Origin of the sequence: Maricaulis sp. (genome assembly GCF_030149515.1) — a bacterium.
GTDB lineage: Bacteria > Pseudomonadota > Alphaproteobacteria > Caulobacterales > Maricaulaceae > Maricaulis.
The window spans coordinates 155,694-170,354 of record NZ_JASBRI010000001.1; the positions used below are offsets into that span (position 1 = coordinate 155,694).

Genomic DNA, 14,661 nt, shown 5'->3' on the forward strand with positions numbered 1-14,661 from the left:
TCAGCCCGCCTTGCCATCCCGCCAGGCCCGGAACCAGCGCGCGAACAAGGCAAGCCCCTCATCCAGTCCCACCTTGGGTTCATAGCCATAGTCGGCCTGCAACCGACTTGTATCCGCATAGGTTCGCGTCACATCGCCGGGCTGCATCGGCAGCATGACTTTCTCGGCCTTAACACCGATGGCACGTTCCAGCGCCTCGATCATGTCCATGAGGCGGACCGGTGAAGATCCCCCGATATTGTAGACGGCATGCCGCCCCCGCTCCGGATTGTCCTTCAACACACGGTCCAGCGGCTCCACGACATCGTCGATATAGGTGAAGTCGCGTTCCATATCGCCATTGTTGAAGACCTCGATCGGCCGGCCTTCAAGCATGCGTTCGGCAAACAGCCAGTAGGCCATGTCCGGCCGGCCCCACGGCCCGTAAACGGTAAAGAACCTCAAGCCCGTAGCCGGAATTCCATACAGCGAGCTGTAGGCCGACGACATCAGTTCGTCGGCGCGTTTGGTGGCGGCATAGAGCGAGGCCGGCGTGCCGGCACAGTCCGTTTCATTGAACGGCACCGCCGACCGCTCTCCATAAACAGAACTGGATGACGCATAGACCAGATGGTCCAGGCGCTCTCCGAGCGCACGTGCCGCTTCGAGTACGGACAGGTGGCCAACAAGGTTGGACTGGGCGTAAGCGAAAGGATGTTCGAGCGAATATCTCACTCCGGCCTGGGCACCAAGATGGAGGATCCGCGACGGAGCTTCCGAAAGGACAAGGTCGAGAACGGCGTCATGGTCGGCCAGGTCCACTGCTTCGAACAGGAAATCGGGACAGGCAGACAGCTGGGCCAGACGCGCCTTTTTCAGAACGGGATCGTAGTAGGCGTTGAGATTGTCCAGGCCGACGACACGCTCTCCCGCCTCCAGCAACGCCCGGGCGGCGTGAAAGCCTATGAAGCCGGCAGCACCGGTCACCAATACGGACAAGATGCGATCTCCCTGAGGCTGCCGGAATACCGGCACCGATCCGATTAGGGCCGGTTCCGTCTCAACAACTGACCGATATACCTGCCATATTCGGAATTGCGAAAGCGGGTCTCCACCTGTTCCAGGGCTGAACGCGAAATCCACCGGTTGAGGAAGGCGATTTCTTCGAGACAGGCGATCTGCAGACCCTGCCGGCGTTGCAGGGACCGGACGAATTCGGAGGCCTCAAGGAGGGCCTGACAAGTACCGGTGTCGAGCCACGCAATTCCGCGCCCAAGCTCGATCACCTTCAGCTCGCCCCGTTCCAGATACGTCCGGTTCACATCCGTGATCTCGAGCTCGCCCCGGGATGAGGGCCGGATCTCCCGAGCGATATCCAACACGCTGTTGTCATAGATATAGAGCCCGGTCACAGCGCGGTTGGACTTCGGATTTTCGGGCTTTTCCTCGATCTCCACTGCCCGCCCCGACTTGTCCATCGTGACCACGCCATAGCGCTGCGGCTTGTTGACATGATAGGCGAAAATCGTCGCCCCCGGTCCGGGCTCCGCAACCGCGGACCTCAAAGTGTCCGTCAGGCCGTGGCCGTAAAAGAGATTGTCGCCCAGGATCAGTGTCACCCGGTCGTCGCCGACAAAATCCCGCCCGATCAGGAAGGCCTCCGCGAGGCCCCGCGGTTCTGCCTGCTCGGCATAGGAGATCGAAATGCCGTACTGGCTGCCATCGCCCAGCAATTCCTGAAAACGCGACTGGTCCTTCGGCGTGGTAATGATGAGGATTTCGCGGATACCCGCCAGCATGAGCACCGACAGCGGGTAGTAAACCATCGGCTTGTCATAAACAGGCAGGAGCTGTTTCGAGGTGCTGACGGTCAACGGACCAAGGCGTGTACCGCTGCCCCCAGCCAGAATAATTCCCTTCACAACGAAGCTCCCACTCGGCGGGCAAGCCGTTCCGGCTCACCGTTAATCCGGTGGAGGAACTTGGACAGGACCAGAAACGAGGGCAAGCCCCAAACTCATTCCTCCTCAAGGGCCTCCCCCTGTGTGATCGCGATACCGCAATTCATCTTGAGCCCAGCGCCAAATGACGACATAGCAGGCCCATGACAAAACGCAGCCTGCATCTGGACCCGCTGGCCCTTCCGGGCGCATTTCGCATTCTGGCCCCTCGCTTTTCCGACGCGCGGGGGTATTTCGAGGTTGCATACAACCGCAGGGACTTGGCGGCCGCCGGCCTGTCGACGGATTTCATCCAGGACAACCAGTCGCTTTCGCGAGAGACCGGCACGGTGCGCGGCCTTCACTACCAGCTGCCTCCCTTCCAACAGGCCAAGCTTGTCCGTGTTCTCACCGGACGCATACTCGACGTCATGGTGGATGCCCGCACCGGTTCACCGACCTATGGGCAGCACTGTGCCATCGAGCTCGACGCCGAGGACGGGACCCAGGTCTTCGTGCCGCGCGGTTTCCTGCACGGCTTCGTCACCCGTGAACCCGATACCGTGGTTCTCTACAAGGTCGACAATGATTACGCTCCGGGGCATGACCGCAGCCTAGTCTGGAACGATCCCGACCTGAATATCGACTGGGGCATCTCCGCCGGTGAAGCGGTCCTGTCGGACAAGGATCGGGCTGCCGGCAGCTGGGCGGACTTCGCTTCGCCCTTCAGCTATCAGGATTGACCGGCCGAGGCCGAAGCAACGGGACCGCGAAACAATGAAACTGCTGGTGACGGGAGGATACGGTTTTATCGGGTCAGCAGTGGTGCGGACTGCCATTTCCCGTGGCCATCGCGTCATCAATCTCGATGCGCTGACCTATGCCGCCAACCGGGCCAATCTGGCATCGGTCGAGACGTCGAACGCCTACACGTTCGTGCACGCCGATCTGGTCGATCGCGAGGCCGTGAACCAGGTCTTCGCCGACCATGCGCCGGACGCGGTCATCCATCTGGCTGCGGAAACACATGTCGACCGTTCCATCGACGAGCCGGGCGTCTTCATCGAGACCAATGTCGAGGGTACTGCCAATCTTCTGGCGGCAGCCCGCAGGTTTCTCGCCGATGGCAATGCCGCCCGGGCGGAGAGGTTTCGTGTCCTGCACGTCTCGACGGATGAAGTATACGGCTCGCTGGAACCGGAAGATTCAGGCTTTACCGAAGACAATGCCTACCGCCCGAACTCCCCGTACGCGGCCTCCAAGGCGTCGGCCGACATGATGGTGCGCGCGTGGAACAAGACCTACGGCCTGCCCACTCTGATCTCGAACTGCTCGAACAATTACGGCCCCTTCCAGAACCCCGAAAAACTGATCCCCACGGTGACGCTCAATGCGCTGAGGGGCCGCGCGATACCGGTTTACGGCGACGGATCGAATGTGCGCGACTGGCTGCATGTCGACGATCATGCAGACGCCCTGTTCACGATCCTCGAACGCGGCCGGCTCGGCGAGACCTATAATGTCGGGGGCAATGCGGAACGCTCCAACATCGAACTGGTCCGGGCCATTTGCCGGGAAATGGACGCCCTGCTGCCGGACCGCGCTCCGCACGAGCGCCTGATCGAGTTTGTCACCGACCGGCCCGGTCACGATTTCCGCTATGCGATAAACGCCTCGAAACTGCACGGCGAGCTGGGCTGGTCTCCCTCCGCGTCCCTGGAGTCCGGGCTGGCACAAACCGTTCGCTGGTATCTGGAGAATGAGGTCTGGGTCGAGGCCTCGCTGGCGCGCCTGCCGGACGAGCAACGCCTGGCCAGGCGCGGGCTGGCAACACCATGACCAAACCGGTCGTGATCATTGTCGGCCGGTCGGGTCAGCTGGCCCGGTCACTGGCGCTTCGTGCGGCTGGCGAAGGCATCGATTGTCACAGTCTCGGACGCCCGGAATTCGACCTCGCCGCTCGCACCGACCGGGCAGTCCTGACGCGCGAATTCGATCGCGCCCGCGAAGCCGGGGCCGAACCGGTCCTTGTGAACACCGCCGCCTTCACCGACGTCTCGGGCGCCGAACGCGACCCCGATACCGCCCGCCGTCTCAATGCCGACGCCCCGGGCGAGCTTGCCCGGCTATGCACCGACTGTGGCGTCACGATGATTCATATCTCGACCGACTATGTGTTCTCCGGCCGCGCCGACCGCCCCTACAGGGAGAGCGACCGCGCCGCGCCGGCTACGGTCTATGGCCAGACCAAACTGAATGGCGAGAACCGGATCCGCGCAAGCCTGCACGACCATGTGATCGTGCGGACCTCGGGCCTGTTCTCTCCGTTCGGGCACAATTTCCTGAAGACGATGGCACGCATGGCCGCCGAAGGCCGCTCGCCGCGCGTCGTCACCGACCAGATCAGCTGTCCGACAAGCGCGCTCGATCTTGCCGATGTCCTTCTGGCGATTGCACGCCGCGCCGGCACGCGGGACCTGGTGCGTGGCCTGTTCCACTATTGCGGCAACACTGCGATCACCTGGCACGGATTTGCCGAACGCATATTTGCGCATGTCGGCGGTCCGGCGGCCATACACCAAGTCGGGCAAACAACGTCGGCCGAATTCGATCCCGACACACCCCGCCCCGCCTATTCCGTGCTCGACTGCCGGGCCATCGCCGATGCCTACGGCCTCGAACGTCCATCGTTCGAGGCCGCAATAGCCCGGGATCTGCGCGACTGGGCAAAGACCGGCTAGAGCCAGCCCTCTTCGACACTCGGCGGCATGTCGCCTTCATCGGCAATGATCGCCATTTCGACCGGCGGCAAATGCGAGGCGCTGGCCGGAGCGTACGGCACCGCTGCGGCGGCCGGTCCATGGGCCGAACCGTCAGCATCGTGGGTCAGGTGCAGCCAGGTATCGCGGCCGTTCGAGGCGATGGCATCGTCCAGGACCACATCCCCGATACCATCCCCTACATCCGCCAACCCGAAGGCTGCCCGGTCTGCCGGATCGAGATGCGGGTAGACATGCCGGTGATCGTCATGCTTGCCGTGACCGTCAGTCAGATCCGTATGATCGTCGTCGCCGAGCCATTCCATGACCGGCCGTCCGCCGGCCGGCCAGATCGCCGGAGACAGATCGAACGGCAATTCGATGTACACCGCATCGTTCGACACCAGGTCCTGGAGCGCGCCGGAGCCCAGAGGCCTCATCACCGGTGCATCGCTGCCGGCCATGGGAAGCGAAGCGATATCGACGGCCTCGCCCGACGTGTCCGGTCCGGCGTCGCCGAAGAAGTCCGGATAGTTGTCCAGCCCGTCATACTCAATGGTCTCCACACCGATCAGTTCCACGGCACCGTCCGGTGAGCCGGCCCGGTTATCCGTGACGACGGTATTGCCGGACCCGTTGGTCGTGACGGTGTAGTCGCCGGCCGAGCCGGAGAATACGGCCGTATCAGAACCGGTGCCGCCGACGAACACGTCATCGCCGCCGGAGGCGAAAAAGCGGTCATTGCCGCCATTTCCGGTCAGCCTGTTGTCGGCATCATTGCCGATCAGATTGTCGTCGCCGGACCCGCCGATACCGTTCTCGATCACCGTTCCGGCGGCAATGCCGACATTGCCGGTCAGGCCCAGAACGCTGGAATAGGCCTGCTCACGCAGATCCAGCGTCTGGTCGCTGCCCGAGCCGGAATAGTCGAGCGTGTCTGTTCCGCCTGCGTCGAAGATGGTGAAGGTCGTGGCGTTCGAGAAACCGTTATTGGCGTTGAAGATCGTATTTCCGGCATTGGAATTGAACCCGTAGGTCGTATCGCCGGCACGGGTCGTGGTCGAGGCGCCGTACATCTCATGCGCCGCGATGATATCGGCGACCTGAAGACCGACCACGAAAGCGAGCGAGGCATCGACCTCCGTGTTCTCGTTCTGGGAGAAATAGGACATCACCGTCGCCTGCCAGGAATCGTTGAGATAGATATTCTCGATTCCGTAAGTCGCCGATCCGTCATAGGGACCGGCATGCCCGAGGCCCAGCGCGTGGCCGATTTCGTGGATGTATGTCTGGAAGGAATAGGTATCCAGCGACGTGCCGTAGGTATCGAGCCATTCCGTCCCGACATTGACGCTTGCCGCGGTAATGAAACCGCCGGCCGTCGAGTCCGGTCCGGCAAAGGCACCTTCTTCCTCATCGTCGAAGGTAATGTCCGCGGAACCGGACACTTCGCTGAAAATCAGCCCCGTAACATCCGACCACATTTCCAGGGCCGCGCGCGCCAGGGTCTGGCCTGCGGAGGTCAGGCCGGTGATATTCACAGTCATCGTGTCGCCGGAGGAGACATCCCACTGCAATCCGCCAAACCCTGTCTGCAGATAGTCGGCGATTTCCTGGTAGGACCAGTTCCGCAACGGATCGGTGTGGGAGACTTCCAGCGTGTACTCGCCGGTCCGCTCATCATCGCTACCGTCTTCCCAGGAATCCACTTCAATGTAGTAGACGCCGCTGGTTTCGGCGGTATAGCCCAGCCGTGAATCCCGGATACTCCCCAGGGAGATGTCGTCATTCTCGGCGATCAGATTGCCGGAGGCATCGTACAGACGGATATAGGGGTCTTCCACTTCCTCCGAGCCCGATCCGTAAAGATCGAACTGATAGCGCTGCCCGGCGGTCAGCTCGACCCTGATCCAGTCCTCGTCACCCGGCGTCTCAAGCTCGCCCACATAGGCCCCACCGGAGACCATGTGAATCTCGGTCGTGTCATTGTCGGGCACATCGCCGGCCTCGTCAGACACATTCGTCACGCTCACGTTCACGGTCTGGGAGGCGGTATTTGCCCCGTTCGAGGCCGTCACCGTGATGGTGTATACATTGTCCGCATCGGCATCGCCCGGCGCTTCGAAATCGGGTGTCGCGTTGAAGGATATCTCGCCGGTCTCGCTGTCGATGCTGAACAGGCCCGCATCCGCTCCGCCGATCGAATAGCTCAGCGTATCGTCGTTCGGGTCTTCCGCCAGAGCCACATAGGCCGAGGTCTGGCCTTCGGAGACAGACGATGTCGAGCCGGAGACGAAGCTCGGCGTGCCGGCGCTGGCCACATCATTCACCGTAATGGAAACCGCCCGGCTGGACGTGTTGGACCCGTCACTGGCCTCGACGACGATCTCGTAGACGTTGTCCGAATCGGCATCGTCCGGATTTTCGAAGTCCGGCGGCGTGACGAAGCTGACTGCGCCGGTCGAGGAATCGATATCGAAGTGCGCCGCATCCGTGCCGGACAGGGCATAGGTCACCGTCTCGCCTTCGGGGTCGTCAGCGACCGCCGTATAGACCGTACCGGTCGTGCCTTCATCCACGGACGCAGACGATGCGGACGTGAATTCCGGCGCTTCGTCCTCGTCGGTCACCGTGATTGAGACAGTCTGGTCGACCGATGCGCTGCCGTCCGAAGCCCGGATAGTGACTTCGTAGACATTGTCGCCATCTTCATCGCCGGGATTTTCGAAATCGGGCGGCGTATTGAATGTCAGCTCGCCCGTCGATGAATTGATCGAAAACAGGCTCGAATCGGCACCGCCGACAATGGAGAAGGTGAGGCTGTCGCCATCGGGATCGTCCGCTGTGGCCGTGTAGACGGTGCCGGTCGTGTTTTCCGGGACACTGGCACTACTGCCCGACGTGAAGGACGGCGCCTCGTTCGGGTCGGGCGGCGGCGTGGTCGGGGGGGGCGGGCTGGAACCGCCACCTCCGCCACCTCCGCCGGCGGCCGCCCCCAGAAGGGCGGCGCCGCCGAGCAGACCGAGCGCTGCACCGCCCCCGCCGGCGCCCGCCGCCGCGCCTGCTACGGCAAAGTCGGCCGCGGCGATCGCCGGGTCCGCGAGATAGACATATCCATCCACAATCGCGACATCGGCGGCTTCGAAAACCAGCGTGCGTCCGTCGGTCAGCGTGATCCGCACCGATCCGTCGGCGAGGCGTTCGATTTCCGACACATTGGGAAGTTCGGCGGCCGCGCTGTAGCCGTCCGGAACACCGCCCTCGCCACTTTGGGCACGGGCCCCGCCGGCCATTATGGCCGCACCGCCCGTTGCCAGCGCAACAGCAGAAAACGTCTTGCCGCGCAGATTGCGCCGGCGGGCATCGGTGTTCGTGCTCATGTCACTCCCCTTCCATTCCCGGAGCGGACTCACGGCCAAGACGTCCGTCCACACCCGGCATGCGCCCGGTCAGGCGCAGCAATTCCAGTTTCTGCCGCAACAGTTCATAGCGCGCCGATATGACGTCGACCTGGGCCTGTTCGAAATCCAGCCGCGCATCGACAAGATCGGGCAGCGTACCCAAGCCGTATTCGAACTCGCCGGCAATGGCGTCGAAATACTCCGCCTGGCTTCGTGCGACGGCTTCGCGCCTGACCAGCTGTGCCTCAAGGGATATAGCGCGGCGGAAAGCGATTTCCGCCCGTTCCCGCAATTCCCGTTGTACGGCGCGCAATCCGCTTTCCTCCAGCGCCAGGCGCGCCGCAGCCCGGTCCCGCCGGGCGCCGAGCGCATTGCCGGCATAGAGGGGAACCGAAACATCGACACCGATACGGTCGCGGCCCTCCCAGTCTTCCCGCTGGTCGTCGTACACATAGGATACGATACCCACGGCCTCGATGACAGGCAGACGGCTCCGGCGTTCCCGGTCTAGACGGGCTTCCAGGCTGCGGATCGCACTCAGGCGGGCCGACACCTGCGGATTGTCGGCGAGCGCATCGCCAACCGCCGCGTCCAGCGTGTCCAGCCCGGCGAGGGCCGCGTCCAGATCCGCCGCAACCGCCTCGCCGGCGCACAACGTGTCCGCCGGGCGGCCCGTATATTCCCGGATCCGGGTTGCCGCGCGCTCCGCACCGAAGTGCAGGTCCATCGCATCGGCCTGCGCACCGGCCAGTTGCGCCTCGATCTGTGCCCGGTCCGCCCGGGTGGCTCCGCCCCGGCTCAACAGATCTGTCACGGCATCGCGCTGCCGGGCGAAATAGTCGCGCCGCTCCGCAATCACCTCGAGCACCGCCAGCGTTTCCAGCCGCGTGAGATAGGCCTGTGCGAGCGTGTATGCGGCATCGGTGCGTTGCGACGCGATTTCGTGCCCACGCTGGTCGACCGTGTTCTCGGCCGCCGTCTCGGCCAGCCGGGCATCGCCAAAGTCAAAGAGGCGCTGGGAAACCTGCAGACCGACCTGGTTTTCCAGCCGGTTGCTGGTCAGGCCATTGTCACCGCTTGCCGTGCGTCCGAATGTCGAAACCTGGGGCCGGCGCAAGGCCCGCACTTCGCGACGTTCGGCCTCTGCCTCGTCGAGCCGCGCCTCGGCTGCAGCTACTTCCGGCGCCCGCAGGGCGGAAAGACGCATGGCCTCCGCAAACCCGAGACAAGCCGGATCCGTCTGCGCAAAGGCCGGACTGCCAGTCGCAATACAGACGGCGGCGGCAACGCCCAGAACGCGATATCCAGCTCCCATGAACACGCCTCAACCGGTTCGAGCGCCGCGAAACAGCGACTCGCTGATCGGTTCGAACAGATAGTCCAGCGTGGTCCTGTGCGAGCCCGAAAAGATGAACACCTCCACCGGCATGCCCGGTGTGACATCGAGGCCGGCCAGACGTTCCGCTTCTTCAGCCGGAATGCGCACCCGAACCTCGTAGTACGGCGCACCGGTGACCTGATCCGTCTTGAGGTCCGCCGACACCGACACCACTTCGCCATCCAGCCGCGGTGTCGTCCAGCTCTTGTACGCGGTCATCCGTGTACGCACGGCTTGCCCCTCATAGACCGCTGCCCGGTCTGCGGGCTGAATGCGCACCGACGCGGTCAATTCCCCGGCGTCGGGCACGATCTCCAAAATCGGCTCACCCGGACGGACCACGCCGCCTTCGGTCGCAAAGCGCAGATTGAGCACTTCGCCCGATTGCGGAGCATGGATCACCGAACGGTTGAGCACGTCCTGGGCGGCGTTGAACCGTTCCTGGGCCTGCGCCAGACGGGTCCGCACTTCAAGCTGATCCGCCGAGATCTGGCGGAAAAAGGCGGCCTCCACCTGCTCGATCTGACCATCCAGGTCGCGCTCCAGCGTGGCCGCGTCTTCCACTTCGGTGCGAAGCCGGCCGATATCCGCCTCCAGCGCAGCCACCTCCCGCTCCAGTTCACGCAATTCGTCCAGCCGCGCCATCTGCCGCTCATAGCGTTCCCGCAGCAGCGACAGCTGGTCTTCTGCCGCGGCGAGGGCACGCTCGGTGACCACGATTTGCTGGGTGCGCAGGCGCTGCGACGACCGGGCCCCGTCGCGCCGCGCGATCAGTACCGAAGTATCGGCCTCAAACGCCTGTCTTTGCTGCTCGAAGAGGTCGCGCTGCCGCGCCACGATATCGGCCCGTTCGGACGCACCGAGATCAAACGCGTCGAGCGCGGAGAAATCCGGAGCTTCCGCACCGCCACGCAGGGCATCAAGCCGCACCAGCGAGCCGGTCAGCGAGGCAATTTCCTGCAACACCTCGTCGCGCGCCGCCTGCGAAGCCGTTTCCTGCAGGCTCAACAGGGGCTGGCCGGCCTCGACGCGGTCGCCGTCGCGAACCATGAGGTCCTGGATGATCCCCCCTTCCAGGTGCTGTACCACCTGGCGGTCGTTTTCGACCACGATCTGCCCGGCCGCGGGCACACCTTCAGCCAGTGGCGCCAGCCCGGCCCAGGCCAGGAAACCGCCGAGACCGATTGCGCAGGCCACCGCCGCATGCCTGACAAACGGGTCGCGCAACGGTCCGCGGGGAAGATCCGTGCCTGCCGTCATCCCGCCGCTCCCCGGCCGGCTGGAGGGGCTGAACTGCCGGGTCCGGTCGCCAGTTTGATAAATTGATCCGACGGAGCGGCCATCACATCACCGTTCCGCACCAGGAGCACCGTCCTGGCGCGCTCGATCAGACGCCGGTCATGGGTCGCGGCCAGGACGATGGTGTCCGATTCCGCCGACCTGGCGAGAGCCTGGATCAGGCGCGGCGCTGCGGCGGAGTCGAGATTGGCTGTGGGCTCGTCGAGCAACAGGAGGGTCGGCGTTCCGAACATAGCTCTTGCCAAACCGATCAGCTGACGCTGTCCGGCGGACACATGCACGCCGCCCGGACCGACACGTGTATCGTAGCCGTCTGGCAGGGACAGGATCACTTCGTGCGCCCCTGCCGTCCTGGCCGCCGCTATGACGGCCTCCGGATCGTCGTCCTTCAGCCGGGCAATATTCTCGGCGACGGAGGCAGGCAGTAGTTCGACATCCTGGGGCACATAGCCGATATGCTGTCCACGATCGGCAGACATCCATTCATGCAGGTTTCGCCCGCCCAGGCGCACACTGCCCGACCCCGGAGACCAGGCCCCGGACAGGGTCTGGAGCAGCGTCGTCTTGCCCGCGCCATTGGCTCCGGCAATGGCGACGAGCTGGCCGCCGCATACCGACCAGGAGAACGGCCGGATCAGTGGTTCCTCGCCACCCGGCACCACGACCGAGACCCGGTCCATCGCAAGCTCCGGCGCGGGCTTCGGCAAGGGGGTGAAAGCGGTATCGTCGGCGATCCCGTCCAGGCGCTCGCGCAGTTGGATCCAGGCCGACCAGGCCAGGACCGAACTGCGCCAGCCGCCGACGATCTGGTCGATGGGGCCGAGTGTGCGCGCCAGAATGATCGATGCGGCGACGATCGCACCGGGCGAAATTTGCTGGCTCAGCGCCAAAGCCGCACCAACGCCAAGCACGAAGATCTGCAGGACCTGGCGCGAAGAACGGGAAATGGCGGTGAACTTGCCGTCCGACTTGGCCGCATCCATCGACAGGCTCCGGCCTATCCGCTGCTGCACCTTCCAGCGCTGATAGGCCGCCGGAACCAGGCCCATCGCCGCCATTGCCGAGCGTTGCCGTTCCAGGCCGCCCGCAAATTCCGACGCCTGGCCGAGCGCCGCCTGCGAAACCTGGGAGGACTGGCGCGTGGTCAGCTCGGCCGCGACGGCCACACCGAACACGATGATGCCGCCCGCCAGCCCCAGCGCGCCCAGCAGCGGATGGATCAGGAACAGGACAATCAGAAAGAGCGGGGTGAAGGGAAGATCGATGAAGGGAAGCGGCGACCCGTTTTGGAGCGCTGTCTGAATGCGCCCGACGGCGCCAAGATCCCTGCCCAGCGAAGGCACAGCCGATGTGTCATGCTCGAACCGGGCAAAGATCTTCGGGCACAGCAGCGCCTCGATTTCCTCGCCTGCCAGCGCGCAGACGCGGCGACGGCCGGCCTCTGCCGCACCGTATACACCCAGCAGGAAGACCGCGAGTACCGTCAGCCAGATAAGTGTGTCGTGCGAGCCCGACGACAGGACACGATCATAGACCTGCAGCATGTAAAGCGGCGCCACCAGGAGAAGCAGGCTGGAGGCGAGTGAAAACCCGGCCAGCGTCACCAGATAAGGCCGCAGCCGCCGTCTCGCCTGCAGGGTCAGGGGTGTCTGCATACTCACTCCAGCCCGCCGGCTCTCCGCCGCGCGTGCCTCCGGTTCGAGATCGTTGCGGCCCGGCAGTACATAGGCCTCCGGCTCCCGGGAAACATAGCTGCGAGCTGGGCCATCGACCAGAGCGTTCCGCCGGATTGTGCGATTCAGGTCAGGCCGACGCGCAGAAGATCGTGCAGATGGAGAATGCCGACGGGACGCCGGTCACCGTCGACAATGAACAGCTGCGTAATCTTGGGATGGCCGGCGGTCATTTCCCGCAAGGCATCGGCGGCCAGCATATCACGGCGCCCGGTCTTCGGGTCGTGCGTCATGACATCTCGAGCCGGGCGTTCGACGAGACCGGACCCCATGTGCCGGCGCAAATCGCCGTCCGTGATGATCCCGGCCAGTACGCCGGCCTCGTCGAGCAGGCCAACGCAACCGAAGCTCTTGGTGGTCATTTCGATGAGCACTTCGCTCATAAGCGCATCCTGGCCGATCACAGGGACCTCCTCACCGGAATGCATCACATCGCCCACCGAAGCGAGCGCAGCGCCCAGCGCGCCGCCGGGATGGAAGGTGCGGAAATCGGCTGCTGTGAAGCCGCGCGATTCCAGAAGAGCCACGGCCAGCGCATCGCCCAGTGCCATCATCAGCGTCGTCGACGTGGTCGGGGCCCGGGTCTCGCCACAGGCTTCCGGCGCGTCCGGCACGGTCAGCAGATGATGGGCGGCCCGGCCAAGCGTGCTGTCCGGCTTCGCGGTCATTGCGATCAGGGGGACGCCAAAGCGGCGGCAATAGGCGATGAGGTCTCCCAACTCCTTCGTCTCGCCCGATTTCGACAGGGCCAGCACGGCATCCGTCTCGCCGATCATGCCCAGATCGCCGTGGCTGGCTTCGGTCGGGTGCACATAGTAGGCGGGTGTGCCGGTTGAGGCGAGCGTGGCGGCGATCTTGCGCGCGACATGGCCGGACTTCCCCACACCCGCGCAGATCACCCGTCCGCCCATGCCGCTGAGCCGTTCGACCGTGGCGGTGAAGTCTGTGCCGATGGCGTTGTAGAGGGCATCGAGCCCGTCCCGTTCTGTCGCGATCACGTGACGTGCCGAGACGGCGGGATCGAATGCAGGCATGGGCGGTCCTTGAAGTTCCTGAAGGGTGGCCGGAAGGCGCGTGGAGGTCCCATACCAGAACCGCGCACGTCCGGGGAAGAGACGTGCGCGGCCAGAGCGGCGGTTTGTGCGTGGTCCGTAAGGGGGACGGAGAGGGACCAGCAATCGTCATCGCCGCAAATTGGGAGGACGGGCGAAAGCCGGGTGAGGTGCTCACCCGTCCCCAGACGGTTCGGCGACCAAGATTGGGATGGCCCGGAACGGGACGCAAACCACTCGGCACGTCGACCCGGAACTTCTACAGGCTAAGCTATACCACAGGCTGCAGCGCCTGCATATGGTTATGTCCCCCGGGGAGCCGCCGCTTTGCCTTGCCCCGGCGCGGCCTGCGGGCTATCGCTGCGGCACTGTCAGCGACCGGGAGACATCAGCCATGCCGCAACTCGCCCTCATCCGCCACGGCCAGAGCGAGTGGAATCTGGAAAACCGGTTCACCGGCTGGGTCGACGTCGATCTGAGCGATCGGGGCATTGAAGAAGCGCGCCGCTGCGGTGAATTGCTGGCCAATAGCGGGTTCAAACCCGCGCACGCCTTCGTCTCGGTCCTCAAACGTGCCATCAAGACGCTCGACCTCACACTGGACGGGCTGGACCGGATGTGGATTCCGGTCGACAAATCCTGGCGGCTCAACGAGCGCCACTATGGCGGCCTGGCCGGTCTCAACAAGGACGAGACGCGGCAGAAGCACGGCGCCGGCCAGGTAAAGATCTGGCGCCGCTCCTTCGACACGCCGCCCCCGCCCCTGCCGGAAAGCCATGAATATCATCCGGTGAATGACGAACGGTACAAGGACGTTCCGCGCGAACTCCTGCCGGCCGCGGAATCGCTGAAACTCACCCTGGAACGCGTCGAACCGTATTGGCGGTCGGACATCCAGCCCCGGCTCAAGACCGGCGAAGACGTTGTCGTGGCGGCACACGGCAACAGCCTTCGCGCCCTGGTGAAACTCCTGTTCAACGTGTCCGACACCGACATCATGGAAATCGAGGTTCCCACCGGCAATCCCCTGCTGATCGACCTTGCCGGGGATGGCGAGACCATCCGCGCCGCGCGCTATCTCGACGAAGCGCGGGCCAAGCCGCTGCCGCCCCTGCCCTGA

The 14,661-nt window shown here is 64.3% G+C and carries 11 protein-coding genes; 4 read left to right on the forward strand and 7 right to left on the reverse strand.

The genetic code is table 11. The annotated features are described in order from the left end of the window. Both Q1U94_RS00775 and rfbA read right to left on the reverse strand, forming a co-directional pair. Positions 1–978 (reverse strand): NAD-dependent epimerase/dehydratase family protein, encoded by a 978-nt coding sequence (locus Q1U94_RS00775; protein WP_300540919.1) that lies wholly within the window; start codon positions 976–978, stop codon positions 1–3. A gap of 44 nt (positions 979–1,022) precedes the next feature. Further along, on the reverse strand, positions 1,023–1,901 hold the full coding sequence (rfbA, locus tag Q1U94_RS00780; RefSeq protein ID WP_300540922.1) for a glucose-1-phosphate thymidylyltransferase RfbA: 879 nt from the start codon (positions 1,899–1,901) through the stop codon (positions 1,023–1,025). Between the two features lie 182 nt (positions 1,902–2,083). On the opposite strand from rfbA, the gene rfbC reads away from it, so the two are divergent. From rfbC to rfbD, 3 genes are read left to right on the forward strand one after another with little or no spacing between them, the layout of a single operon-like run. Next, on the forward strand, positions 2,084–2,662 hold the full coding sequence (gene rfbC / locus Q1U94_RS00785) for a dTDP-4-dehydrorhamnose 3,5-epimerase (RefSeq protein WP_300540924.1): 579 nt from the start codon (positions 2,084–2,086) through the stop codon (positions 2,660–2,662). A gap of 34 nt (positions 2,663–2,696) precedes the next feature. Further along, complete coding sequence (gene rfbB, locus Q1U94_RS00790; protein ID WP_300540926.1) at positions 2,697–3,758, forward strand: dTDP-glucose 4,6-dehydratase; 1,062 nt, start codon at positions 2,697–2,699, stop codon at positions 3,756–3,758. Beyond that, a complete protein-coding gene (gene rfbD / locus Q1U94_RS00795) occupies positions 3,755–4,660 on the forward strand; it encodes a dTDP-4-dehydrorhamnose reductase (protein ID WP_300540928.1) in 906 nt (301 codons plus the stop codon). The genes rfbB and rfbD overlap by 4 nt, the downstream gene beginning before the upstream one ends. Here rfbD and Q1U94_RS00800 read toward each other — a convergent pair. The 5 genes from Q1U94_RS00800 to Q1U94_RS00820 form a co-directional block, all read right to left on the reverse strand. Continuing rightward, positions 4,657–8,058: a M10 family metallopeptidase C-terminal domain-containing protein gene (locus Q1U94_RS00800; RefSeq protein ID WP_300540930.1), complete on the reverse strand. Its 3,402-nt coding sequence runs from the start codon at positions 8,056–8,058 to the stop codon at positions 4,657–4,659. The two genes, rfbD and Q1U94_RS00800, sit on opposite strands and share 4 nt — an antisense overlap. Position 8,059: 1 nt before the next feature. Then, a complete protein-coding gene (locus Q1U94_RS00805) occupies positions 8,060–9,394 on the reverse strand; it encodes a TolC family protein (protein WP_300540932.1) in 1,335 nt (444 codons plus the stop codon). Positions 9,395–9,403: 9 nt separating this feature from the next. Next, positions 9,404–10,717 carry an HlyD family type I secretion periplasmic adaptor subunit gene (locus tag Q1U94_RS00810; RefSeq protein ID WP_300540934.1) on the reverse strand — a complete coding sequence of 438 codons (1,314 nt, stop codon included), beginning with the start codon at positions 10,715–10,717 and terminating at the stop codon, positions 9,404–9,406. Further along, the gene (locus Q1U94_RS00815) at positions 10,714–12,411 is read right to left on the reverse strand and encodes an ATP-binding cassette domain-containing protein (RefSeq protein WP_300540936.1); all 1,698 of its coding nucleotides are present in this window, start codon (positions 12,409–12,411) and stop codon (positions 10,714–10,716) included. The genes Q1U94_RS00810 and Q1U94_RS00815 overlap by 4 nt, the downstream gene beginning before the upstream one ends. 143 nt (positions 12,412–12,554) lie before the next feature. Beyond that, the gene (locus tag Q1U94_RS00820; protein WP_300540938.1) at positions 12,555–13,523 is read right to left on the reverse strand and encodes a KpsF/GutQ family sugar-phosphate isomerase; all 969 of its coding nucleotides are present in this window, start codon (positions 13,521–13,523) and stop codon (positions 12,555–12,557) included. A 412-nt stretch (positions 13,524–13,935) separates the two neighbouring features. Between Q1U94_RS00820 and gpmA the strand changes: the two genes are divergently transcribed. Continuing rightward, positions 13,936–14,661 carry a 2,3-diphosphoglycerate-dependent phosphoglycerate mutase gene (gpmA, locus tag Q1U94_RS00825; RefSeq protein ID WP_300540940.1) on the forward strand — a complete coding sequence of 242 codons (726 nt, stop codon included), beginning with the start codon at positions 13,936–13,938 and terminating at the stop codon, positions 14,659–14,661.